Origin of the sequence: Polaribacter sp. AHE13PA (genome assembly GCF_019278505.1) — a bacterium.
In the GTDB taxonomy this organism is placed as follows: Bacteria; Bacteroidota; Bacteroidia; order Flavobacteriales; family Flavobacteriaceae; genus Polaribacter.
In genome coordinates, this window is the sequence record NZ_CP058985.1 from 3,153,312 (window position 1) to 3,178,443 (window position 25,132).

The 25,132-nt window shown below is 30.2% G+C and carries 29 protein-coding genes; 3 read left to right on the top strand and 26 right to left on the bottom strand.

The window, feature by feature from the left end; translation table 11 throughout:
- Positions 1 to 2: 2 nt before the first annotated feature.
- The 4 genes from H0I28_RS13615 to H0I28_RS13630 form a co-directional block, all read right to left on the bottom strand.
- Complete coding sequence (locus tag H0I28_RS13615) at positions 3 to 473, bottom strand: IPExxxVDY family protein (protein WP_218732001.1); 471 nt, start codon at positions 471 to 473, stop codon at positions 3 to 5.
- Positions 474 to 564: 91 nt separating this feature from the next.
- A complete protein-coding gene (rnc, locus tag H0I28_RS13620; RefSeq protein WP_218732002.1) occupies positions 565 to 1,302 on the bottom strand; it encodes a ribonuclease III in 738 nt (245 codons plus the stop codon).
- A 6-nt stretch (positions 1,303 to 1,308) separates the two neighbouring features.
- Positions 1,309 to 2,562: a beta-ketoacyl-ACP synthase II gene (fabF, locus tag H0I28_RS13625; RefSeq protein WP_165731459.1), complete on the bottom strand. Its 1,254-nt coding sequence runs from the start codon at positions 2,560 to 2,562 to the stop codon at positions 1,309 to 1,311.
- Positions 2,563 to 2,568: 6 nt separating this feature from the next.
- Complete coding sequence (locus H0I28_RS13630; RefSeq protein ID WP_004569249.1) at positions 2,569 to 2,805, bottom strand: acyl carrier protein; 237 nt, start codon at positions 2,803 to 2,805, stop codon at positions 2,569 to 2,571.
- A gap of 171 nt (positions 2,806 to 2,976) precedes the next feature.
- Between H0I28_RS13630 and H0I28_RS13635 the strand changes: the two genes are divergently transcribed.
- Both H0I28_RS13635 and H0I28_RS13640 read left to right on the top strand, forming a co-directional pair.
- Entirely contained in the window at positions 2,977 to 3,549 is a 573-nt protein-coding gene (locus tag H0I28_RS13635) for a phosphoribosylglycinamide formyltransferase (RefSeq protein ID WP_218754810.1), read from the top strand.
- Positions 3,542 to 4,177 carry a viroplasmin family protein gene (locus H0I28_RS13640; RefSeq protein ID WP_218759439.1) on the top strand — a complete coding sequence of 212 codons (636 nt, stop codon included), beginning with the start codon at positions 3,542 to 3,544 and terminating at the stop codon, positions 4,175 to 4,177. The genes H0I28_RS13635 and H0I28_RS13640 overlap by 8 nt, the downstream gene beginning before the upstream one ends.
- A gap of 310 nt (positions 4,178 to 4,487) precedes the next feature.
- Here H0I28_RS13640 and H0I28_RS13645 read toward each other — a convergent pair whose 3' ends face one another.
- The 8 genes from H0I28_RS13645 to H0I28_RS13680 form a co-directional block, all read right to left on the bottom strand.
- Positions 4,488 to 4,763 (bottom strand): GIY-YIG nuclease family protein, encoded by a 276-nt coding sequence (locus tag H0I28_RS13645; protein WP_254712883.1) that lies wholly within the window; start codon positions 4,761 to 4,763, stop codon positions 4,488 to 4,490.
- A 312-nt stretch (positions 4,764 to 5,075) separates the two neighbouring features.
- Complete coding sequence (locus H0I28_RS13650) at positions 5,076 to 7,724, bottom strand: carboxypeptidase-like regulatory domain-containing protein (protein ID WP_218759440.1); 2,649 nt, start codon at positions 7,722 to 7,724, stop codon at positions 5,076 to 5,078.
- Between the two features lie 7 nt (positions 7,725 to 7,731).
- On the bottom strand, positions 7,732 to 8,460 hold the full coding sequence (locus H0I28_RS13655) for a GLPGLI family protein (RefSeq protein WP_218732008.1): 729 nt from the start codon (positions 8,458 to 8,460) through the stop codon (positions 7,732 to 7,734).
- Positions 8,461 to 8,532: 72 nt separating this feature from the next.
- Entirely contained in the window at positions 8,533 to 8,934 is a 402-nt protein-coding gene (locus H0I28_RS17745) for a GLPGLI family protein (RefSeq protein WP_218761774.1), read from the bottom strand.
- Between the two features lies 1 nt (position 8,935).
- On the bottom strand, positions 8,936 to 9,286 hold the full coding sequence (locus tag H0I28_RS13665; protein WP_218759441.1) for a hypothetical protein: 351 nt from the start codon (positions 9,284 to 9,286) through the stop codon (positions 8,936 to 8,938).
- Between the two features lie 11 nt (positions 9,287 to 9,297).
- Positions 9,298 to 9,540 (bottom strand): hypothetical protein, encoded by a 243-nt coding sequence (locus H0I28_RS13670; RefSeq protein ID WP_218759442.1) that lies wholly within the window; start codon positions 9,538 to 9,540, stop codon positions 9,298 to 9,300.
- 292 nt (positions 9,541 to 9,832) lie between these two features.
- The gene (locus H0I28_RS13675) at positions 9,833 to 10,564 is read right to left on the bottom strand and encodes a GLPGLI family protein (RefSeq protein WP_218759443.1); all 732 of its coding nucleotides are present in this window, start codon (positions 10,562 to 10,564) and stop codon (positions 9,833 to 9,835) included.
- A 125-nt stretch (positions 10,565 to 10,689) separates the two neighbouring features.
- Positions 10,690 to 10,854, bottom strand: a complete 165-nt coding sequence (locus H0I28_RS13680) for a hypothetical protein (RefSeq protein WP_218759444.1) — start codon at positions 10,852 to 10,854, stop codon at positions 10,690 to 10,692.
- Positions 10,855 to 11,347: 493 nt separating this feature from the next.
- Here H0I28_RS13680 and H0I28_RS13685 point away from each other — a divergent pair, with 493 nt between their 5' ends.
- On the top strand, positions 11,348 to 11,584 hold the full coding sequence (locus H0I28_RS13685) for a helix-turn-helix domain-containing protein (protein WP_218759445.1): 237 nt from the start codon (positions 11,348 to 11,350) through the stop codon (positions 11,582 to 11,584).
- Between the two features lie 118 nt (positions 11,585 to 11,702).
- Here the strand turns inward: H0I28_RS13685 and H0I28_RS13690 are convergent, their stop codons facing one another.
- The 14 genes from H0I28_RS13690 to H0I28_RS13755 form a co-directional block, all read right to left on the bottom strand.
- Complete coding sequence (locus H0I28_RS13690; RefSeq protein WP_218732012.1) at positions 11,703 to 12,443, bottom strand: succinate dehydrogenase/fumarate reductase iron-sulfur subunit; 741 nt, start codon at positions 12,441 to 12,443, stop codon at positions 11,703 to 11,705.
- A 10-nt stretch (positions 12,444 to 12,453) separates the two neighbouring features.
- Positions 12,454 to 14,466 carry a fumarate reductase/succinate dehydrogenase flavoprotein subunit gene (locus tag H0I28_RS13695; RefSeq protein ID WP_218732013.1) on the bottom strand — a complete coding sequence of 671 codons (2,013 nt, stop codon included), beginning with the start codon at positions 14,464 to 14,466 and terminating at the stop codon, positions 12,454 to 12,456.
- 10 nt (positions 14,467 to 14,476) lie between these two features.
- Entirely contained in the window at positions 14,477 to 15,154 is a 678-nt protein-coding gene (locus H0I28_RS13700) for a succinate dehydrogenase cytochrome b subunit (RefSeq protein ID WP_218732014.1), read from the bottom strand.
- 150 nt (positions 15,155 to 15,304) lie between these two features.
- Entirely contained in the window at positions 15,305 to 16,921 is a 1,617-nt protein-coding gene (locus tag H0I28_RS13705; RefSeq protein WP_218754818.1) for an aspartate:alanine exchanger family transporter, read from the bottom strand.
- Positions 16,922 to 17,126: 205 nt separating this feature from the next.
- Positions 17,127 to 17,744, bottom strand: coding sequence for a hypothetical protein (locus H0I28_RS13710; RefSeq protein ID WP_218759446.1), 618 nt, complete (start codon positions 17,742 to 17,744; stop codon positions 17,127 to 17,129).
- Positions 17,745 to 18,199: 455 nt separating this feature from the next.
- Positions 18,200 to 19,060, bottom strand: coding sequence for a helix-turn-helix domain-containing protein (locus H0I28_RS13715; protein ID WP_218759447.1), 861 nt, complete (start codon positions 19,058 to 19,060; stop codon positions 18,200 to 18,202).
- Between the two features lie 48 nt (positions 19,061 to 19,108).
- The gene (locus tag H0I28_RS13720) at positions 19,109 to 19,567 is read right to left on the bottom strand and encodes a 3-oxoacyl-ACP synthase (RefSeq protein WP_218759448.1); all 459 of its coding nucleotides are present in this window, start codon (positions 19,565 to 19,567) and stop codon (positions 19,109 to 19,111) included.
- Positions 19,568 to 19,575: 8 nt separating this feature from the next.
- On the bottom strand, positions 19,576 to 20,142 hold the full coding sequence (locus tag H0I28_RS13725) for a 4'-phosphopantetheinyl transferase superfamily protein (RefSeq protein WP_218759449.1): 567 nt from the start codon (positions 20,140 to 20,142) through the stop codon (positions 19,576 to 19,578).
- On the bottom strand, positions 20,135 to 20,386 hold the full coding sequence (locus tag H0I28_RS13730) for an acyl carrier protein (RefSeq protein ID WP_218759450.1): 252 nt from the start codon (positions 20,384 to 20,386) through the stop codon (positions 20,135 to 20,137). Before H0I28_RS13730 ends, H0I28_RS13725 begins: the two co-directional genes overlap by 8 nt.
- 67 nt (positions 20,387 to 20,453) lie before the next feature.
- Positions 20,454 to 21,728 (bottom strand): beta-ketoacyl synthase, encoded by a 1,275-nt coding sequence (locus tag H0I28_RS13735; RefSeq protein ID WP_218759451.1) that lies wholly within the window; start codon positions 21,726 to 21,728, stop codon positions 20,454 to 20,456.
- Position 21,729: 1 nt separating this feature from the next.
- Complete coding sequence (locus H0I28_RS13740) at positions 21,730 to 22,173, bottom strand: 3-hydroxyacyl-ACP dehydratase FabZ family protein (RefSeq protein WP_218759452.1); 444 nt, start codon at positions 22,171 to 22,173, stop codon at positions 21,730 to 21,732.
- Between the two features lie 35 nt (positions 22,174 to 22,208).
- Complete coding sequence (locus H0I28_RS13745) at positions 22,209 to 23,261, bottom strand: type III polyketide synthase (protein ID WP_218761776.1); 1,053 nt, start codon at positions 23,259 to 23,261, stop codon at positions 22,209 to 22,211.
- 2 nt (positions 23,262 to 23,263) lie between these two features.
- Positions 23,264 to 23,926 carry a methyltransferase domain-containing protein gene (locus tag H0I28_RS13750; RefSeq protein ID WP_218759453.1) on the bottom strand — a complete coding sequence of 221 codons (663 nt, stop codon included), beginning with the start codon at positions 23,924 to 23,926 and terminating at the stop codon, positions 23,264 to 23,266.
- 46 nt (positions 23,927 to 23,972) lie between these two features.
- Positions 23,973 to 25,130, bottom strand: coding sequence for an NAD(P)/FAD-dependent oxidoreductase (locus H0I28_RS13755; protein ID WP_254712783.1), 1,158 nt, complete (start codon positions 25,128 to 25,130; stop codon positions 23,973 to 23,975).
- Positions 25,131 to 25,132 lie beyond the last annotated feature (2 nt).

The following is a 25,132-nucleotide window of genomic DNA, read 5'->3' on the forward strand; positions in this document are numbered from 1 at the left end:
GTTTAAAATATTAAAAAGTCTTTAGACTTTAAGGTGTTTTTATCTATTGAATATGCGGTAATTACATTCTCAATACTTTTAATTCTATTTACTGTTTTCGTAACAAAACCATCGTCTGAATCTCCACATATTTTTAAAAAAAAATCTACTTTTTTCTTTTCTGGAATCAGATATGTTATTGTTTCTGATGTTAATAACAACCCATTGGCTGCTGTTTGGTTTTCTGTTCTATAACTGTTCGTTATTAAAAACCACTTGTAATCATATTCTATATTTTCATAATTATATATAGAAAAAGAGGCTTTCTTTTCTTCTATAACAAATTTTAAATCTTCTTTTGCTTTATAAAACCTGGTATTAAGGTTTTTATTTAATAAGTAGGCAAGTTTATAATCTTCTAAAGTAGAATGGATTCCTATTAAAGAATATTCTTCTTCGCAAAATTCGTCCATTTCTAAAGCGTGTACCTGCATAGATTATAACTAATACTCGTTTTTATGAAAACCAAAATTACTAATTGTTTATGAACTTTACCGTTAATTTTAACGAAAACGTTATCGTGAATTAGCCTAAATTAATTTCTTTTTGAAATGCAAAATAGACTCTTTTAGCAGCTTGCTCTTCTGCTTTTTTCTTAGAAGTAGCTCTACCTTTGGCTATTTGCTCTCCATCGATACTTACCTTTACACTAAAATGTTTGATAGCTTCGTTACCAGAATCTTCATAGGTATCAAAAGTATATTTCTTCTTTTGTTTCTGACACCATTCTATAATAAGCCCTTTGTAACTTGTAACTTTACCCTCTAGTTTTTCGATATCTACGTAGGGTACAATTACATTTTCATAAATAAATTTCTGACAAGTATTGTAGTTCTTATCTAAATAAATAGCGCCTACTAATGCTTCAAAGATATTACCATGAATATTATCTCCAACGTTAGCTTGATCTATATTACTTTTTACAAAACGTATTAGGTTTAAATCTTTTCCTAACTCATTTAAATGCTCTCTACTAACAATTTTAGAGCGCATTTGTGTAAGATAGCCTTCACTACCTGTAGGTACTTTTTTGTATAAATAAGATGCAATTACAGATCCTAAAATAGAATCACCTAAAAATTCTAAACGTTCGTAATTAATAGGTATTCCTTTGCTGTCTAACATTTGCACAGACCTATGTGTAAATGCCTTTTTGTATTTATTTATTCTTCTTGGAGAAAAATTAAGTAGTTTTTTTAATTCGTTGTATAATTGTGCATCCTCTTCACTGTGAGGTTTTACTATTTTACGAATAAAATTCATAGAGTATTATTCATCAAGTTTTTTAAATGCAACACATGCATTATGTCCACCAAAACCAAAAGTATTACTCATAGCAATATTAATATCGCGCTTTTGAGCTTTATTTAAAGTTAAGTTTAATTCTGGATTGATATTTTCATCTACATTAACATGATTAATTGTTGGAGGTACAATACCATTTTTCATGGCTAAAATTGCAGCTATAGACTCTATAGCTCCTGCAGCTCCCAACAAGTGACCTGTCATAGATTTTGTAGAATTAATATTAATGTTTTTAGCATGTTCTCCAAAAACTGCAGAAATTGCTTTCAATTCTGCAACATCTCCTAAAGGAGTTGAAGTACCATGTGTATTAATATGATCTACATCTTCTGGTTTAATACCTGCATTTTCTAAGCAGTTATTCATTACAGCAATCACACCAATTCCTTCTGGGTGTGGTGCAGTCATATGGTGGGCATCAGAAGACATTCCTCCTCCAATAACCTCAGCATAAATTTTTGCTCCTCTAGCTTTAGCATGCTCATAGCTTTCTAAAACCAAAGCACCTGCTCCTTCACCTAATACAAAACCATCTCGTTCTGCATCAAAAGGTCTAGATGCTGTTTCAGGACTTTCGTTTCTTGTAGATAAGGCGTGCATGGCATTAAAACCACCAACACCAGAAATTACAACTGCAGCTTCCGAGCCACCAGTTACAATAACATCACAAGTACCTAAACGAATATAATTTAAAGCATCAATCATTGCATTAGCAGATGACGCACATGCAGAAACCGTAGTATAATTTGGCCCCATAAATCCATTTTTAATAGAAATATTTCCTGGCGCAATATCTGCAATCATTTTTGGGATAAAAAATGGGTTAAATTTTGGCGTACCATCTCCGGCTCCAAAATTTATAGCTTCGTTTTGAAAAGTTTCTAAGCCTCCAATTCCTGCTCCCCAAATTACACCAACGCGTAATTTGTTTAATTTTTCTAGATCAAAATTTGCATCTGCAATAGCCTCATCAGAAGCTACCATTGCATACTGCGTAAATGGATCCATTTTTCTAGCGTCCTTTCTATTAATAAAGTCCGTTACCTCGAAGTTTTTTAATTCACATGCAAAACGAGTTTTGAACTTGGCAGCATCAAACCGCTTGATAGGTGCTGCACCGCTAACTCCGTTAACTAAAGCATTCCAATACTCTTCAATATTATTACCAATTGGCGTAAGTGCGCCAAGTCCAGTGACTACAACTCGTTTTAACTGCATATAAATTTACTTTTTAGCTTCTTCAATATAGCTTACTGCTTGACCTACTGTTCCGATGTTCTCTGCTTGATCATCTGGTATTTGAATATCAAATTCTTTTTCGAATTCCATAATTAATTCAACAGTATCCAAAGAATCTGCTCCTAAATCGTTTGTGAAGCTAGCTTCTGTTGTTACTTCGTTATCGTCTACGCCTAATTTGTCTACGATAATAGCTTTTACTCTTGATGCAATGTCTGACATAATTTTGTGTTTTTTAAAATTTTAATCGGGGCAAAAATACAAATCTTAGCAATTAAAACTAATTTTTGTCCTAAAAATGATTCTTAAAAGTAAATAAAAATATTTAATCTTCTCTTAAAATAATCAATTTGTTAATAATTATTCTTTTTTTTGTAGCTTAGAAATGAAGTTATGAAGCGTATTGTTATTTTTGCATCTGGTTCTGGAACGAACGCAGAAAACATTATTAAATTTTTTAATCATACTAAAACCGCTAAGGTTACCACTGTGCTATGTAACAATGAACATGCCAAAGTATTTGATAGATGTAAAAAATTAGACATCAAATGTTTACACTTTAAAAAAGAAGCTTTTTTTACTTCGGATGAAATACTAAACCTATTAAAAGAGCAGGCAGATTACATTATTTTAGCAGGTTTTTTATGGAAAATTCCAACCAAAATTATCGATGCTTTTCCAAATAAAATTATCAATATTCACCCTGCCTTGTTGCCAAAATATGGTGGAAAAGGGATGTATGGTATGAACGTTCATAAGGCAGTAAAAGAAAATAAAGAATCAGAAACGGGTATTACAATTCACTACGTAAATGCCAATTATGATGAAGGTGCCATCATTTATCAGGCAAAAACAGCCTTAAATGAAGCAGATTCTCCTGATAATATTGCAGAAAAGATCCATATTTTAGAGCAACGTTACTTTCCTAGAGTTATTGAAGATGTAATTTTAGCCATAAATGAGTAAAAAAAAGTTTTATGTAGTTTGGAACGGACACAGAAAAGGAATTTTTACTTCTTGGAAAGTCTGTAAAAAGCAAATTGATGGTTTTGAAGGTGCTCAATATAAATCGTTCGCAGATTTAAATGAAGCCGAAATAGCTGCAACCAAAAATTATGCAGACTATGTAGGGAAAGATACTAAAAAGAAGACGTTATCATCAACAGAAAAAGAAAAAATTGGGAGACCTATTTTAGAAAGTATTTCTGTGGATGCAGCTTGTTCTGGAAATCCTGGTAAAATGGAATACAGAGGTGTTTTAACGCATAATAAGCAACAAATTTTTATAAAAGGCCCATTTGCTAGAGGAACTAACAATATTGGAGAATTCCTAGCTCTAGTCCACGGAATCGCTTTGTTAAAGAGCAAGAACAAGGAAAATATTCCTATTTACTCCGATTCTAAAATTGCCATGAGTTGGGTAAAACAAAAAAGATGCAAAACCAACATGCATTTTGATGCTTCTAACAAAGATTTATTAGAATTGATAAAAAGAGCTGAAACTTGGCTGAAAAATAATACTTATAAAAACCCAATTCTAAAATGGGAAACCAAAGCTTGGGGAGAAATTCCTGCGGATTTTGGGAGGAAGTGATTTCAGTTATCAGATTTTAAAAATTCTATGACTTCTATCCAATAGAAAACATAACAATTCTTATTAATACATACTACTTGTCACTTCGAAGTAATGAGAAGTCGTATAACAGTGGTAACACAAAACCTATCAAACAGTATGTGATTTCTCCTAAAAGGTCGAAATGACAAACCGGATGAAAATAAACGACAAAACTTGTCACTTCGAAGTATTGAGAAGTCACATAACAGTGATAACACAAAACCTATCAAACAGTATGTGATTTCTCCTAAAAGGTCGAAATGACAAACTGCATGAAAACCAAACATTATTAATCAAATTCATTATTCAAAAAAGTAAAAGAAGGATTAATTTCTCTTATAAGTGTTAGTTTCTTCTCACGCCTCCATTTTTTCAATTCTTTTTCCCTCGCAATAGCCAGTTGAATCCAAGAATGTTTTTCGTAATACACTAAGAACTCAATATTGTATTTTGCTGCAAATGTTTTCTTCTTTTCAAGTATGTTTGTTTTATGTTGTTGCAAACGTTCTTTTAAGTTATTTGTTACTCCAATATAAAATGTGGAACGGTAACTATTTGTAATTATTTAAACATAATAACTATGAAATCCTTTTTGTGGGTTTAGCATCCTTTTTTTTCTTAAAAGGTATGTATTATAAAAAGAATCTCCAAAACCTGTCACTTCGAAGTATTGAGAAGTCGCATAACAGTGATGACGCAAAACTGAATAGCATTATGTGATTTCTCCTATCGTCGGAATGACAAAACTGTATGAAAATAAACCACAAAACTTGTCACTTCGAATGTAATGAGAAGTCGCATAACAGTGATGACACAAAACTGAATAGCATTATGTGATTTCTCCTATCGTCGGAATGACAAAACTGTATGAAAAAAACTACAAATTATACCCAATACTAAACATGATTATTCTTGGTAAAATAAAGGTTTTACTATCTGATATTAAATAATCTGAAAAACTATTACTTTGTTTAAATTGTGTATTAAACATATTTTGGACACTTATTTTATAAGACCAAGCAGCATCTTCTTTTTGATAAGACAAGGTTGTATTTGCTATTTCATACACATTTTTTTGCCCCAATGTTTTATTCTGATAGTTGCTTAACTTATAATCGAAATTAAAAATAACGCCTTTTAAAAAATCGTAATCTACGGTTACAAAAGGTTCTGTAGTTATAAATTTTGAAGTAGCATTACTAGAAATAAATTTACCAATATCTCTACTTACACCAACTTCTATTGTCGGAAAATTATCAAACAAGGTTTCGAAACCTACTTCGTAATTATACCCATTATTTTTATTGGTTTGGGTATTTCCGTTTAATTCTTGTAGGTACTTATTGTTACTAAAACCAACATCAAACTTATATTTTATATTTTTAATACTTTTTTCTAAATGTATATTTCCATGAAGATCTTCAGACGGATTGTCGAACATTTTTACGGTTAAAAACTGGTTAACATCATTAAAATCTACTGTATTTCTAACTCCTTTTATCTGTTTACTATAGTTTAAGTTTGCAAAAAGCATTAAGCCTTTATACAAACTAAAACGGCTGTAATAAATACGCGCTGCGTGATACAAGTTATTTTCTAGCGTATCATTTCCTTTAAAAACCGAATTATACGATTGTAAATAAAAACGATTGGCAAATTTATCTACATCAGAAAAAGACGTTTTTAAATTGTAATTAATGGTAATTTTTTTGGATTTATTAAACTCAATTTTTGCTAAGAAATCGGGTAAAACAATCCATTTGTTGTTTTCTAAATGGGTTTGTTTGTCTAGTTGCCATTTGTAATTGTGTAATTCTACACCTTGTTTTAAAGTAAAAATTCCTGCTCTAAACTTATAATGCAATCCTACAAAGAAATCGTTTAGCTTTAAATTTAAATCATTGCCAAAATCATCCGAAGAAAAATTATTTGTGGTGCCGTTATCTAACGTTTGAAAATCATCACTAACAAAATCTTCGTTTAAAAATTTATTACCCAACGTTGTGTAAATATGATTGCTGTTGTTAATTTCCCAAAAGTGTTTAAAAACAGCATCAATATTTTGTTCTTTGGTGTTTTTTAGTTGATGAATTCTTAACAATTCTTGATTTGTATCTGCCGGAATTAAACCTTGTAAAATAGCATCTTGCGTTTGCCAATAATTGGTTTTATCACTTTTATCAAACACATAATTAAAAATGGATGAAAACGTGTGTTTATCATTTTGTCTTTTGTGCCATTCTATATTTTGATTGATGTACGTTGCTGTTAAATCTCTATCTGTAGCAATGGTATTTGTGTTGGCATTTATTAAGGAAGCAACTGTATTTATTTTGGTGTTATTAGTCCTTTTTACTTGTGTTCTTGCATACCATTTTTCTTTATTATTTGGTGTGTACTCTATATTTAGATTCCCAATACCTAACAAATTATCTGTAGCCGTTTTATTAGTTCTTTGTTCTGTAAACGTGGTGTATTCGTTTTGGTTTTCTACAAAACTACTGGTATTTGTATTCGAAAAAATAGCATAACCAGAAACATCTAAGGTAGAAGTTGCCGTTTTTGTAATGTTTAAAGCTCCAAATTTTTGGCTACTTGTCTGCAAATCTCTACTTTCTAAAAACTGAGAAAAATCACCACCTTTCCATTTAAAATTACCGCTAAATATAGCATTCATACCGCCAGAAAAACTCATATAATCTCTAAACGTAAATGTTTTTTCGCCTATATTATTAATGTTTCCTATAAAATTGACATTGGTTTTGGGTGAATAATAAAACAAATTGGCGCTAGTTTTATAAAAGTCTTTGTTGCCTTTACCCGCTTCTACATCACCAAAAAGAAAGCGTTTTTTATCCTCTTTTAGTTTGATGTTCATTGCCATCTCATCAGAATCTGTTAATCCTTTTAAGAATGAAACTTCGTTATAATTATCGATTACTTCTATATTGCCAACAGCATCTGCAGGAATGTTTTCTACTGCCAACTTAGAGTTACCACCAAAAAACTTTTTACCATCTACCAACATTTTGGTTACTTTTTTACCCTGCACGGTAACTGTTCCGTTTTTACTTACTTCTACTCCAGGTAATTTTTTTAAAACATTTTTAAGTTTGCGTTCTGTACCGTTTATAAATTTATCGGTTTTATAAGTAGTGGTATCTCCTCTAACCGTAACTGGCATTTCTATAATTACCTCATCTAATTGTTCTGAAGATTGCTGTAATACAAAGTCTTTTTTAGTGGTTTTTAAGGCTATAAATTGATATTCTATAGGTTTATATCCTAAATAAGAAATACTAATTGTTATGGTGTCTCCTTTTTCTAAAAGCAACTTATAATAGCCTTCGTTATCTGTTATGGCAAATTGTAAGTTTTTAGAAACATCTTTGGGTTTTGCTATTACATTTGCATACGGCATTGGATTTTGTAAACTGTCTTTTACAGAACCTGAAAGGGTTACTTTCTGTGCAAAAAACGAAATAGAGATTCCAACAAATAATACAAATAGACTTTTCTTTTTCATAGGATGTTTATTGTTTTTCAATACTTTTCCAAAACGCTTCTCCTCTTTTTCTAGACTCTTCTGCTGTCATTTTTTTACCTTTTGTAGGTTTTTTAATTACAATTTCTTTTTTAGGGTTTATAATTATTTCTGATGCACTAATAGTTCTTTTAGACAGTTCTACTAAAAGCACCAAACCAGGTAAACCATTATACTTTAAAGGACCAAAACTAACAGGTAATTCTGGTGTAAACCAAACTACAGGTTTCATTTTTTTGCTGGTTGATTCAATATCAATTGCTTTAAAACATAGATATCTACCAATCTTTTTAGATTCTTGTGTTATTTTCCACTTTTTAGGATTAATTTCTATTAAGAATAATTCTCCAAAAGTGCTACTTTCATTAAAATACTCATTCGTTTTTGTGTTTTTGTAATATCTATTATCTCCTCCAGCAAAAGTTCTATTTACATTAAAAATGGGTTTTCCATCATTTTGCATTTTATCCTCTACGTAATATAAAGACTCATCATTAGAAAACTCTAAATAGGCATTTACATTGGGTGTGTTTTCAAAAACATCTCGCATCCATTTGTCCATTTTTACTTTTTTTGACTTCAATTTTTTAGATATGGAATCTATTTTTTCTTTTGAAAATGATTCCATAGAAACCACATAAGTAACTTTACCACTTATTTTCTGAGAAAAAACCGTTATTGAAAAACAACAAATTATAAGGGTTATAAAATTTTTCATAACAATTAATTTATTTAAACAACTTTACTATTAAAAACGATTTATGAAATGAAAGGTTTCAATTATATAATTTTATGACCTCTTTCTATATTCTTCTAGTTTTTTATAAAAAGTAGGATGTGCTTTTTTTGCAGCATTATCATACTTTTCTTTAGTTATTTCTTCTCCCTTGGGTTTTTCAATTATAATTTTTTCTTTTGGGTTTAACTCTATTTTAATGGCAGTAAATGTAACTGTATTGTCTTCTAATTCTAAAATTAAACCTGGTAAGCTCGTAAAAAATTTAGGTCCATAACTTACTGGTATTTTTGGTGTAAACCATGCTATTGGTTTTTTGTATTTATATAATGGGTTTTGATACTCTGCTTTATAACATAAATACCCTCCAATAATTTTAGATTCTTGAGAAATTTTCCAAATAGGTTTTGGTTGTTCTATTAAAAAACATTTACCTAAAATACGACACTCTACAATACTATTTTTTTTTTATAAAACCATTTTGTGTATAAAATAAATTATCCTTTCCTGCTCCTTTTTGAGTTAAATTACTTCCTCTTATACCATCGTTTTCTAATTTAGGATTAGGTTTATAAATTGATTCTTGTTCATTAAATTCTAAAAAAACTAAAATATCTCTAGCATTGTTAATTTTATCTATAAAGCTTTGAGAAGTTACTTTATTTTTTTCTTCATTTCTTTGTTTTACTTGTTCTAAAGTTAAGTTTAATGAAACATTATAGGTTATTCTTCCTGATAACTCTTGTGCTTTAATATTTATAAATACTAAAAAAAAGATTAGAAAAGTAATATTGACTTGTATTCTCATTTTTATTTATTTTAATAACAATCTTCATAATTAGCCATGTAATCAGAAATAAATACCATTTCTCCACTAGCATCAGCTTCTTCAATAGTTTGATCAAAAGCACTTCTAACACAATCACTAGCACAACCAAAATCTTCAACAACTTCAATTGTTTCTGTTGTTGGTGTAGTTCTTTCTTTGTTTGAAGATGTTGCATTTATCATTGTTGTTCCTGTTACAAAAATAAAAACCATTGCTAAAATCACTTTTTTCATACTATAAAATTTTGTAACCTAAATTATTTAGGTTTATTGATTTAAAAATATTTAGAGTTTTATATGAGTTAACAAGTTTAAAATTCTCTAAAAAACTTGTAGAAAAAGGCTTACACATCAATTAGATTTCTCAATCGCTTAAAAAAGCTTATTTCGAAATGACAATCGTTTCATTTTTATATTTCTTAATTCCGCAAGCGGAGTTTTTTTTTACTATTAATTAAGAGATTCTTAAATCACTTTAATGAACTCTCTTTACGGAATAACACTCGTTATAACTTATAAAGAATAATTACATTTTTTTTAATCGAGATTTAGCACTTCTGCCTATACTATCATATTTTTCTATTGAGATTGTATTTTGGGTATTAGGAATTTCAATCTCAAATATTTTATTTGTTTTCAAAGTAATTTTATTTGCAAAATAAATAATATTATTTTCCTTTAATTCTATTATTAATCCCGGTAAACCTCCAAATCCTTTTGGTCCAAAACCAAAAGGTATTTGTGTTGTGTACCAAGCTTCTATTTTTGTTTTTTTATTTAAATAAGTTATAGCTTTAAAGCAATTATATTTTCCAATTTTCTTCTCTTCTCTTGTCAATTCCCATTTTAATGAATCTAAATTACTTACTATATTAAATTCTTCTCCAAACATTATTTTTTTTTTAATTTTTTTCCGACTTATAATGTTTTGATAAAAAATATCTTTCCCGCTATTTGTAATAATTGCGTATTTTAACTGTGTATCATTATCTACATTCAAGATTTTATTCATAGAAAAAACAGATACATTTCTATTAAAATCTAAAACAAAAACAAACTTATTTTGATTATTTTTAATGCTAGAATTTAAAAAATTTAACGTGTTTCTTAAATTTTTATCTTTTTCTTTATTTATTACATCTTCACTTATAAATGAACCATTTATTTTAGACTTATACTCAACATTCCCATAAACTGATTGACTGTTCAATAAAAATATATTACTGAATGCAAAAAAACATACTAAAACTAACTTCATTTTTTTTATTTTTAAAATAGCATTGGGAAAAATCCCCAATGCTATAAATTAATATCTAATAATTAATATCCTGCATTATTTAAACACTCTGTTAATTGAGCTTCAGAAAGCTCAAAAGCATATTCTCAGTCACCTGTAAAAGCTTCTAAAAAATTGTACGTATTTAAAGATTGTCCTGCACAATCTTCCGCAGGTCCAACATATAAATTGTTAATAGAACTTTCTGTAGATGCATTCATTACTGTTCCTGTTGCTAAAATAAAAACCATTGCTAAAATTACTTTTTTCATACTATAAAATTTTGTTACCTAAATATTATTTAGGTTAATTGATTTAAAAATATTTAGAACTTTAAATGACTCAACAAGTTTAAAATTCTCTAAAAATTGGTAGAAAAAGGTTTACACATCAATGAGATTTCTCAATCGCTTCATTTTTACATTTCTTAATTCCGCAAGCGGAGTTTTTTTTACTATTAATTAAGAGGTTCTTAAATCACTTTAATGAACTCTCTTTACGGAATAACACTCGTTCATTCTATTGATAGATTAATTCGCGTAAAACTCGTAGTAATAATGTTATTTTGGAGGGAAGAAATTTTCTTTTTCACAGTATTTTTCTCTTTCCAAAGATGGAAAAGATATTTTTAAAAACCTAAAGAATCACTTTCCATTATAGCATACCCAACTATAGGTATACTGAATCACTGTTTTCAGGTATGCCAAAATGGAAATATTTTAAATACTAATTTTACTTATTTTTACATCGAAAAAGAAAAAATTAATGAGAGAAAGAGAAAGAATAAAAGATACTTACAAGATTATATTAAACAATTTAGAAGAAAAAAGAAAACAAGTTGGTGTAAGCCTAAATGAAATGGCACTTCATTTAGGCTTAACAGAAAATGGTTATTTTAAGGTTATTAAAGGACACACAAAGTTAGATGTAGAACGCTTATTACTTATTTTAAATAAATTAGCTATTTCTCCAAAGGAATTTTTTAAAGATTATAAAGACTAATTGTAGATTACAAACAAAAAGTAAAAACCCAAAACTAAAATAGTTTTGGGTTTTTATATTTATTAATTTACTTTAAGATTGCTTCGTTAAAACTCGCAATGACGTTTAAACTATCTTATTATAAATTAGCCTTCATCAATTCTCTATTCATTCTTGCAATGTTGTCTAAAGAGATTCCTTTAGGACATTCTACCTCACAAGCACCTGTATTTGTACAGTTACCAAAACCTTCTAAATCCATTTGTGCAACCATGTTTTTTACACGATCTGCAGCCTCTACTTGTCCTTGTGGTAATAAAGCATACTGAGATACTTTTGCACCAACAAATAACATTGCAGAAGAGTTTTTACAGGTAGCCACACAAGCACCACAACCAATACAAGTTGCTGCATCCATAGCGTCATCTGCTGCGTGTTTAGAAATAGGTAATGAGTTTGCATCTTGCGTATTACCAGATGTGTTTACAGAAATGTAACCACCCGATTGTTGTATACGCTCAAAAGCCATTCTATCTACTACTAAATCTTTTATTACAGGAAATGCTGCTGCTCTAAATGGCTCTATTGTAATAGTATCTCCATCGCTAAACATACGCATGTGTAACTGACAGGTTGTTATACCTCTGTCTGGTCCATGAGCTTCTCCGTTAATATATAAAGAACAAGCACCACAAATACCTTCTCTACAGTCATGATCAAAAGCAACTGGTTCTTCACCACCATTTACTAATTGTTCATTCAAAACATCCATCATTTCTAAAAAAGACATGTGCTCTGAAATATCATTCACTTTATAGTCTACCATTTGACCCTTTGAACCAGCGTCTTTTTGTCTCCAAATTTTAAGTGTTAAATTCATCTTGTCTTTCTTATTTGTATGAACGTTGTTTCAATTCAATATCGTTAAACTCTAATTCTTCTTTGTGTAAAACCGCATCTGCAGGTTCTCCTTTATATTCCCAAGCAGCTGCAAAAGCGAAATCTACATCGTTACGTTTTGCTTCTCCTTTTTGAGGACCATCTAATTCTGCAGATTCTTCTCTAAAGTGACCTCCACAAGATTCTGCTCTCATTAAAGCATCTTTAGCAAATAACTCACCTAATTCTAAGAAATCTGCAACTCTACCTGCTTTTTCTAATTCTGGGTTCATTTCATTTGAAGATCCTGGTACAGAAACTTCTTTCCAAAACTCTTCACGAATGGCTTTAATTTCGGCCATTGCCTCTGTTAAACCTTTTGCGTTTCTAGACATTCCTGCCTTGTCCCACATTACTTTTCCTAATTTCTTATGGAAATAATCTACAGATTTTGTTCCTTTATTATTAATAAAGTGATTAATTCTTTCTGTAACTTCTTTTTCTGCTTCAATAAATTCTGGAGTTTCTGTTGAAATTTTTCCAGTTCTAATATCATCAGATAAATAATCTCCAATAGTATAAGGTAATACAAAATAACCATCTGCTAAACCTTGCATTAATGCAGAAGCTCCTAATCTGTTTGCTCCGTGATCAGAGAAGTTTGCCTCTCCAATACAGTAACATCCAGGAATCGTTGTCATTAAGTTATAATCAACCCAAACACCACCCATTGTATAGTGTACCGCTGGATAAATCATCATTGGAGTTTCATACGGGTTTTGATCTATGATTTTCTCATACATCTGAAATAAGTTTCCATATTTTGCTCTAACGATCTCTTGTCCTAATTCTTTTATTTTTGCAGGCGATGCATTTTCTATATTATGAATCTTTGCTTGCTCTTTTCCGTAACGTTCAAAAGCAGATGCAAAATCTAAATACACAGCTTCTCCTGTTGCATTTACTCCGTAACCAGCATCACAACGTTCTTTTGCTGCTCTAGATGCAACATCACGCGGTACTAAGTTACCAAATGCAGGATAACGTCTTTCTAAATAGTAATCTCTTTGGTCTTCTGTTAAATCTTTAGGCGTTTTCTTTCCTTCTCTAATCGCTAAAACATCTTCCATGTTTTTAGGAACCCAAATACGTCCATCATTACGTAAAGATTCAGACATCAATGTTAATTTAGACTGATAATCTCCAGAACGTGGAATACATGTTGGGTGAATCTGTGTATAACAAGGATTTGCAAAATATGCTCCTTTTTTATGTATTTTCCAAGCTGCAGTAGCATTAGAACCCATTGCATTTGTAGATAAGAAATATACGTTACCATAACCTCCAGAACCAATTACAACAGCATGTGCAGAATGACGCTCAATTTCTCCTGTAATTAAATTTCTAGCAATAATTCCTCTTGCTTTTCCATCAACAATAACAACGTCTAACATTTCATGTCTGTTAAACATCTCTATTTTACCACGAGCAATTTGTCTATTCATTGCAGAATAAGCTCCTAATAATAGTTGTTGACCAGTTTGTCCTTTTGCATAGAAAGTTCTAGAAACTAAAACTCCACCAAAAGAACGATTATCTAACAAACCACCATAATCACGTGCAAAAGGAACTCCTTGTGCCACACATTGATCGATAATATTTGCAGAAACCTCTGCTAAACGATACACGTTTGCTTCTCTAGAACGGTAATCTCCACCTTTTACAGTATCGTAAAATAATCTGTAAGTGGAATCTCCATCTCCTTGATAATTTTTTGCAGCGTTAATTCCTCCTTGTGCAGCAATTGAATGTGCCCTTCTTGGAGAATCTTGGTAAGCAAATGCTTTTACATTGTACCCTAACTCTGCTAATGTTGCTGCGGCAGAACCACCAGCTAATCCTGTACCTACAACAATAACGTCTATATTACGTTTGTTTGCAGGGTTTACCAAGTCAATTTTATTTTTATAATCTGTCCATTTATCTTTAATTGGACCTTGAGGTACTTTTGAATCTAAAGCCATATTGTATAGATTAATGGTTTAAGTAATGATAAAGTGCAATAAAAATAAATCCTAAAGGAATTATAATTGAATATGCTTTACCTATTGTTTGTAATGTTTTTTTTCGTCCAGATGTAGAACCCATAGATTGAAATGCTGATGTAAATCCGTGTGCTAAATGCAATCCTAAGAAAACAAAAGCAACAACATAAGCAGCAACTCTAATAGGGTTTACAAATTTATGCAACAACTCCTCATGGTAACGGTAACCTTCTATTCCTTCTAAAGTACCAGACCAATCGCCTTGAATAAATTTTGTGTTAATTTCTGGAAACCAGAAATCGATAAAATGTAAAATGATAAATGCTAAAATAGCAGCACCACTCCAAATCATGTTTCTGCTCATCCAAGATGAATTAGCTGCACCATTGTTTTTTGCATACCCAACTCCGTTTGCTTTTTTGTTTTTTAATTCTAAGATAAATCCCATTACAAAATGAAAAACTACACCAAAAATTAATACTGGTTGCAAGGCAAACTGTATTAAAGGGTTTGTTCCCATAAAGTGTGAAACTTCGTTAAAAGTATCTGGGCTTAGAACTGATAAAAGATTGATTGCAAAATGCTGTAAAAGGAAGAACATTAAAAAGAATGCAGAAAGCGCCATGGCTATCTTTCTTCCAACTGAAGATTTGAAAAATCCGCTCATTGTATAAATGTATAATTAAGTTATAATTGTTGTTTTACAAATGTACCATTTAGATACGCTTTACTGAAATAATAATGGTTGTTTTTTGGTTATTTAGAATCGTTTTAATATGATGTTTTTGTTTTAAATATTACCTTATTTTTTAACGTGTTATAACACTGCCATTACTTCTGCTACAATAATTATAAGCACCAATGAAAAAGGATACACAGCTGCGTAAGCAATTTGCGGAGCATCCGAATCGGTCATAGAGTCTGTTGCACTTAATCCTGGTGTAGAAGTCATACCTCCTGTTAAGGCTCCTAAAACAGACAAAAAATTTATTTTTAAGAGAAATCGTCCAACAAGAACAGTAATAATCATAGGAATCAAGGTAATTAAAGCGCCATATAGAAATAAAATAAAACCATGTTTTTCGATTGCTGAAATTAAACTTTGTCCTGCTTTTAAACCAACAGGAGTAAGAAATAATAAAAGTCCAAACTGACGTAATATTTGGTTTGCAGGACCTGATAAATTCCAAATTACAGTAGCAAACTTTCCTTTCCAACTTAAAAATATAGAAGATAAAAGTACACCCCCTGTAAGCCCTAATTTTAAACCAATACCACCTAACGGTATAGCAATGGCACCTACAAGAATACCGATAACAATACCAAATGCTACAGGTAAAAAACTTGTTTGACCTATTCTTTTTAAACTATCTCCAAAGAGTTGTGTCACCGCAGGAACATTTCCTTTAGAACAAGAGACTAAAATCTTATCACCATATTTTATTTTGGTTGATGGATGTGGAGCTAAATCGATACTAGCTCTTCTAATACGTGTTATGGTAGCAGAATAATTTTCTAGAAGATTAAGTTCTTCAATGGTTTTATTTACCACAGCATCATTACTTACTACATACCACTTTACTTCGTAAGTTCCACTTCTAGGAATTTTAATATCGGTAACTTTACCTAATAAAACCTCTATTCTTTGTAACGCATTTACCGTACCTACTGCTTTTATAATATCTCCCGTTTCTAAAATAGTATCTTTTGTAGGAGAAATAGGTAATTGATTAGGCTTCATTATACGTGAAATATTCGCTTTGGTCATAAAACGAATTCTCAACTCTCTAATCGTTTTACCGTTTACGTTTTCATTAGAGATAATTAAGTTTTTATTGATCACCATTGGAGTGCTCGATTTCGATTTTTCTTCAAAATCTTTTTCTTCATTCTTAATGTTTATTCTAAATAATGCAGGTCCTAATTTTACAAACAAAATAACACCTAAAACTCCAAACGGATATGCAATACCATAACCAATAGACGCTAAAGGAGATTGAGAGGCTTCTATAGAAGCAGCCAAACCAGGTGTAGATGTTAGTGCTCCTGTTAGCAAACCGCTCATCATATTCATATCTACATCATAAATATAAGAAATAGACACAGCAGTAATACCACCTGATATAACCGTAATACCTGCCAAAAGGATTAATTTAGCTCCTTGTTCTTTAAAAGAACTAAAAAAAGAAGGTCCTGCTTGCATACCTATGGTGTAAATAAATAACACCAAACCTACACTTTGAATAATTGGAGGAATATTAAAAGTAATGCCATTTAAATTGTACAGATATCCAAAAAAGATAGCGACAAAAATAACCGCAGAAGTATCAAAACTTATTCCTTTTATACGAATGTTTCCTAAGGCGATTCCTAAACCAATAACTAGAAATAACACAAAGTAATCTTTAGTGAGTAATTCTAAAAAAAATTCCATAATTTTTAATATTAATTTTATTATTTTTTATAAAAATTGACTTTAATTTAAGTAGACAAAAGTAGGTCTTTAGTGTATTTAATTTTTATGATAATTATCACTAGAAACCTTGCTGTTACTGATATTTTAAAACTACACGCCCTCCAACCACTATATCTATTGAACGAATACGTTGTAGTATATTTTACCAATTAAAACAAGCCACTTATTTAGTATCCGAAGAGATTAGACATTTATCATTTTCCCATTTACCTCTAAGCCCCTCTTTGTGAATCACTTCTCCATTACAAGTTAAAAAATTACCTTTTTTATCTTTTTTTATGATTTTCATTTTTCCCTCCTCAATAGCATTTACAATTCTATAGATTAACCCTTTTCTAGAAACAACACTTCCTTTTGCAATTAATTTTAACCCTTCTTCATTATTATGTAAATCCATTTCAGATGAAATTTCATCTGGCACAACACCATCTTCTAATTTTTGTTTTTTGTATGTTAAATAATTTTCTTTTTCATGTGCTTCCCCTAAAGAACGTGCAGAACTCACTCCCATTTCTTGTGCTAATCTTGCCATCCAGTAAGCATGCCTAAAAGCATCTACCTGCCCACCTGCTCCATCTTTATCTAACAAATCTGTTTTTGCAATTGAATCTGCAACCCTATTTGTTTCTTTAGAAATTTCTAAAGATTTTGTTGCTTTAAAAGGATGAAAAAACACCCATTTTTTAATTGGTGGAGAGAGCTTAAAAAAACTTTTAAAATTAGATTGTCCAAATGAATGTACAGCAAAGAGTATCGTTAAGAGAAATAGTGTCTTTTTCATTTTGAAAATAATGATTTGTAAAAAACAAAAATACTCCTTTTAATCGAAAAAAAATTGATGCGTAAACTTCAAGACCACTTATTTTAAAAAAAGCTTTCAACAGCAAACTTATTTATGAGTCTTAAATTCAAAGTAGTAATATTTAATATTAATCAATTTTAAAAATTTAGCACAAAAAAAATCATCTTAATTATAAAAATTAAAATGATTTAAATATATGTTTTTAAAAAACAGGAATCGCTTCCTAAAAATTGAAGAAATTGGGGGAAATCTTAATTATTTGTAGCAAAACTAAAGTTAATTAAAAACATTTTTGAATAATAATACTCCTAAAAACTGTAGAAATGGGAAAATAAATAAGAATTCACCTAATCAGAATATTTTTTTTAAGAGAATACAGCCTTTAAATCATAGAAGTTTAATGTTATTTAAATAAATTTATATTCAAAAAAATATTACACATATTTTTTTCTAAATTCTTCTGGTGTAGAATTAGTGTGTTTTTTAAAATATTTATACAAATTAGTAGGCTCATTAAAACCAGTTTTAAAAGCAATCTCTTTTATAGAAAGATTATAATGTATCAGCAATCTTTTCACTTTAATTATAACAGTATCATCTATAAACTCTTTAGCAGATTTATTTGCTATAAATTTTACAACCATATTAAGCTTCTTTGCAGAATACCCTAACTTATTTGCATAATCATAAACTTTTTTAGTTTTGTAGTAATCTTCTTCTAGTAAATTTTGAAATATAATAAACTCTTTTAAATACTTACTTTGCTGCAAAGTGTTATATCCGGTCGATTTTATTCTATAAATCAAAGTAATTAAAATATATAGTAAACTCCTTATCAGTTTAAAAGAGTAAATATCATTTACAACTAAAACCTCTTTTTCTATTCCTTTTATTAATTTAAAAATACTCTCAAAATCGCAGTCTTTTAATTGCGTTTTTGGAGAAACTAATAACTCATTAAACATCTGAATTGCATTTGCAACCTCAATTTCATTTAAATAACTATTTAAAAACTCTTCTTTAAAACATAATAGAAAACCTTTTGTTGCCTTATTTAAATAAAACCGATGCATTTGATCTTTTCTAATAGCCAAAATAGTCCCTTTATCATACTCATAATCAGAGAAATCAATTGAGTGTTTGCCTTTTCCTTCTGTTATAAAAATTAATGCATAAAAATCTACTTTATGATTTTCTGTAAGAATTTCTTCACTTTCGAACTTCTCTAAGTCCAGAAAATTTACAATATCAAAATTTGATTGTTGGAGCTTTAAGTAATTATGAGTTCTATGCATGTTAATCGACATTTATTTAAGGTGTTTAAAACTCTAAAATACAGATTATTATTTTAGTCCTTTTACAATTATTGTATTTCCATTAAAAACAATCGCATCTTCTATCTTTTTACCTAACAACAACTTACCGATTGGAGACGAAACAGAAACAGCAAAATACACCTTATTATCAACCGTAAGTTTACCTGCAGAAATAGATAAAAAATAATTAGTCATATTTGTTTCAATCACCGTGCCTAGATGTGCAATATTTGACGTTTTTGAAATATCAATTTTAGCTAAAATTTCTTTCATTTGTGTAATTCCGACAAGTTGCTGACTCGCTTTTTCCATTTCTAATTGCAACATGGCTCTACCAGTTTCGTGCTTATCGCCAGCAGAACTTTTAGTTTCTGATTGCAATGCTTTTTGATTAGAGGAAATAATTTCAGTAACCGTATCTAAGCGTTTATTTACAAAAACTTCACATTGCTTATAAAGTGATTCTTTAACTTTTAATTGCGACATATATTATTTTAATTTTCTAAAGTAAATACAAAGGCACCATAATTTCCATGATGCGAAATTGAGCAAGATTTGGTTAATATTTTTTTCTTGTGATAAAACAAAGGAGCACCAACAGTTGTTTTTATTTTTACGATTTCATCGGATAAAACTCCTGTTTCTATCGCCAACTGTGTTTTTAAATCGATATGAATATTTTTTGATGAGCCAATCTTAAAATAAATAGCATCCTCACTTTTCAGCTCTTTGGCAATTGTATGGATATAAAATGAGTTTAAACTTGTATTTGTATAATATTTATGATCTTCAAAAAGAACAACCCCTTCTGTTAACGAAATGAAACTACATTCAAATTTTTGAGGCGCAAAAAAACGTGTTTCTACTTTTTGAGTATAACTCTTATAAGCCGCTTCTTTCATAGACCAAAATTGCCAAACTTTTAAAAATGGATTGTCTGCATTATAAATTTCTTCTTGTTCTTTTTGGGTGAATTGCTTCTCTAAAAACCCTTTTCGTTGCCAATTACTTTCGGTTTTAGCAAGGTTTAAATCTACAATATCATTGCCGATTCTATGCATTCATCTTTGTTTGAATAATTGCTACAGTTGCCTTTACAGAAAGCATTTTCTCCATAGAAGCATTGTCTATTTCTATTTTAAACTCGTCTTCAACATCTAAAATAATATCCACGAGATTTGCAGAATTTATTTCTAAATCATTTATAAAATCTGTGTCTTCATTTAACTTTTTAAACCCATCTTCATTTTGAACATAAGGCTTTACAATTGTAGTTAACTTTGATATAATTTCTTCTTTTGTCATATTTTATTTATTGTTTTAGACCTCACAGCTTTTAAAACCTTTGAGGTCTTTCTTTTTCTTAAATTAGTTACAGTTTATACTTTTTAAAGATAACACAAGCATTTACATCACCAAAACCAAAACTTGCTTTTGCTAAAATAGTAATGTTTTTTTCCATCATTTTTGTCGGAATTTTATCTGTAGAAATTAATTCAGAAATTTCTGGATGAACATCTTCACAATTGATATTCGGAAACACAAATTGTTCTTTAATTTGTAAAACAGCAGCTACAGATTCAATAGCGCCAGAAGCAGCCAAACAATGACCAATCATCGATTTTAAAGAATTAATATGTGGAAAACTTGTTCCTTTTCTTTGCAATGCTTTGGTCCAATTTTCTATTTCTAAACTGTCTTTTGAGGTTGCTGTTAAATGACCGTTAATAACATCAATTTCATCAGCAGAAATATTGGCATCTAAAATTGCATCCGTAATACATTTCTGAACAGCTTCTGCATTTGGAGCCGTTAACGTTCCGCCATTTCTTTGTCCGCCAGAATTTATATTTCCTCCTAAAACTTCTGCATAAATAGTCGCATTTCTTGCTAAAGCACTCTCTAAAGATTCTAAAACCAAGGCTCCTGCACCACTTCCAGGAACAAAACCAGATGCAGTTTCACTCATAGGTCTCGATCCTTTTTCTGGAGTTTCATTGTGTTTATAAGACATTACGCGCATTGCATCAAATCCGCCCCAAGTATACAAACTACTGTCGCTAGAACTGCCAACCAACATTCGTTTTGCTTTTCCGTTTTTAATACGTTCGAAACCTAATAACAAGGCTTCTGTACCTGTTGTACAAGCAGATGAATTTGTGGTTACTTGGTTTCCTAAACCTAGAATTCCACCTAAATAAGCCGAAATTCCGCTTGCCATGGTTTGCACTACAGAAGTACTCCCTAAACGTCTTACATTTTGATCGTCAATTTTATAAATTGCTTCTCTAAATTTTTCAATTCCAGAGGTTCCTGTTCCAAAAATTAAACCAGAATCATAGTCTAATTTAGAGTTTTCATCTACAGAAAAACCTGCATCTTTCCAAGCATCAATTCCTGCCATACATCCGTATAAAATAGAAGTACTATTAAACCCACGTAGTTGTAAAGGTGTTAAGTATGTTGCTTTTTTTTCTTCGGAAACTTCCGGAATTCCACCAATACAGCAAGAAAACCCTTTGTCCATTAAATTCTGATGAAAGGTAATTCCAGATTTCCCTAATCTTATTGCATTTGTAAACTCCTGCAAACCTACTCCATTTGGAGCTACAACTCCTAAACCAGTAATTACAACTCTATTTTTCATCTTATTTAGCTATTATCATTCCAGAAATAGTTCCTCTACAAACCAATTCATTTTTGGCATTCATCATTTTTACTTTGCACTTTAATTTATTGAATCTAAAATATTCTTTCTCTGAAATTACAGTTACTTTTTCATTTGGTAAAACTGGTAAATAGAAATCAACCTGACTAGAAGTTAACGCAATTTGTGTTTTTTTCTTTGTTGATGAAATTTCGTCTTTTAATAAATAAATACCCAAACAAACAACGCCAATTTGCGCCATAGTTTCGGTTAAAATAACACCAGGAGTAATCGGGTTTCCTTTAAAATGACCTTCATAAAAAAAGGCACTTTCGTTGAATGTGTAATTTCCAGTAACTCCATTTTCTGAAATTTCTGTGAGTTCATCAACAAACAAAAAAGGATTTTTATACGGAAGGTTTTTAATGATTTCTATTTGGTTCATTTGCTCTATTTTTTACACAGTATTGTAACTATACTTTACCACTCCAACAAAATTCTTTGCGCAGAAAAACCTGGACCAAAACTCAACATTAAACCACGTTCTCCTTTTGCAGGATTTCGGTCCATAAATCGTTCTAAAACATACAAAACAGTTGCACTAGACATATTACCGTATAATCGTAAAACTTCTTTTGTATCGTCTATATTTTTTCCTAAAACACCAAATAAATCTTCTACCGTTTGTACAATTTTTTTTCCTCCTGGATGAAAAATTAAGTGATCTACATCATCAATAGTTAAATTATTTCGTTCTAAAAACGGATGTACAATTGCCGGAAAATGATCTGATATTTTCTGTGGAACTTCCTTATCCAAAATCATTTGTAAACCTGTATTTACCAATTTAAAACCCATCATAGAAGTTGCATCGTAAAAATGATACATGGCTTCATCAATAATTCCTGGACCTTTATCGTCTTCATAAGAAGACAAAATAACAGCAGAAGCTCCATCACCAAAAATAGCAGCACTTACAATGTTTGTCATCGAATAATCATTTAACTGAAAAGTTGCTGTTGGTGCTTCAACAGCTATTACAGCAGCTCTTTTATTCGGATTCGCTTTCAAAAAATTCTTCGCATAAATAATACCAGAAACTCCGGCTGCACAACCCATTTCTGTAACGGGCAAACGTACAATATCTTGTTTCATTTGCAGAGAATTAATCAAATAAGCATCCATAGACGGAATCATAATTCCGGTACAACTTACCGTAATTATGTAATCGATATCCGTAGGTTCTAAATTTGCTTTCTCTAATGATTTTGTTAAAGATTGTTCTGCTAGTTTTACAACTTCTCTTGTATAAATATTATTTTTTTCTTCGAAAGAAGTTGCTACAAAAACTTCTTCCGGATCCATAATTGAATACCTTTTATCTACTCCTGCTCCTTCAAAAAGTTTAATAACTTTTCTTTGAAAACGACTATCTTGATCTTGCATCCATAATTTTACAAACGGAATAATATCTTTAGTTTCTCTGTAATATTTTGGAAGTTGTTTTGCAACCGATGTTATTTTTACCGCCATTTTTATTTCTGAATTATCCATTGAAAACGGAACGCCCATTTCCAAGAAATTTGTGATTTTACATTTAATTTTTGAGAGATTCTTGCTAAATCTTTTCTTTTAAACCCTCTTAAAACAGATGTTAATCCGTCTTCAATAATCATTTTATTTTTGATAAAAAGAGACAACAACATAAATAAATAATACGCCAATTTATGCCGATGTAAATCGTTTACTACAATTCCTATTTTTGTCTGTTTTAAAGTGTCTCCTAAAAAAGAAACCAATTGTTCTTCTTTAAAATGATGTAAAAATAAGGTTGCCAATACTACATCAAATTGTCTGTTTTTAAAGGTATCAGAAAAAATATCTTCTGTTTTAAAACTCAGCTCTGGAAATGCTGCCGATAATTCATTGGCATATGCTATTGCCGTTGGATTTGCATCAACACCTAACAACTTCATTTTATAGCCTTTCTTTCTTCCGAATTTTGCTACATCTCGTAAAATATCTCCATGACCACAACCAATATCTACAATGGTTAACTCTTGTTCTTTTGGATGATTTTTTAATACTTTTTTCAGTGAATTTAAAGTTACTAAATTTCCGCCTAAATACCGATTTATATTTTCTAACTTATCTAAAGTATCTCGCAGCAAATCTCCGCCAATAGAAAAATCATCCATCAGTTCTTCTTTGTCTGTTCTATTTTTGTGCTGATAAAAAAATCCATTAAATTTTCATTGGTTTACCATGTGTTTGCTTAATTATAATTGGTAATAAAAAAGGTAGTTTCTTTAAAATTTGTAATAAAATGGATGCAATTCTATCTTTTCGAAACAACATTGCTATAAAATGACCCGATTTTAATCTCCATTTAAATTGTTTGTTCCACTGTCTAATGTACAGCTTTTCAAGGTCACTTCTTGACGAAATAGCACCTTCGTAATAGTTTAGAATGAGTTTAGACGCAATTTGTGCAGATTGAATTGCCATACTCATTCCGTTTCCGCAAAGCGGATGAATCATTCCTGCAGAATCGCCACACATTAAAATATGGTTTTCTACTGGTTTTTTGGTTTCAAAAGAAACCTGACTAATGGTTAAAGGTTTCTCAAAAACAGCTTCAGAATTATTAAATATTTCTTTTAAAAATAAATTTTTAAAAACGACTTGTTCTTGAAAATCATCAATGTTTTTATACTTTTTGAAAGACGAAAAATTGGTGATATAACACAAATTAATAGCATTATTTTCCACTTTCGAAACACCACAATAACCACCTTTAAAATTATGAAGTGCTACTAAATCTTCTTTAAAATTTCCTTTTACATGAATTTTTACGCCTAAATAAGGTGATTTTTTTTTGATAAACTCACGTTCCAATTTTACGTCTAATAAAGAACGTTTGCCAAAAGCGCCAATACAAATTTTAGATTGAAAACTATTATGTTCTTTGGTTTCAACCGAAAAAACATCATTTTTAAAAGTTACATTTATTACGGAATCTTTTATAATTGTAACTCCGTTTTTTATCGCTTTTTCTGATAATACAAAATCTAATTGATACCTAGAAATTCCGAAACCACCCAAAGGTAATTTTGCTGAAATAAGATTATTCTTTGTAGTTGACAATTGAAATTCAGAGATTTTAACAGCGCCAAAATCAAACGGATTAATCTCTAAAAAATCTAAATAAGGTAAAACTTCATTCGAAATATATTCTCCACAAACTTTGTGTTTAGGATATTCATTTTTCTCAATCAACAAAACCTTTTTATTAAATTTTGATAAATGAATTGCATTGCATAAACCTGCTAAACCGCCACCGATAATAATTACATCTAAATTGCTTTTATTATAACTATCTATGTTCATCGGTTTTTTCATTC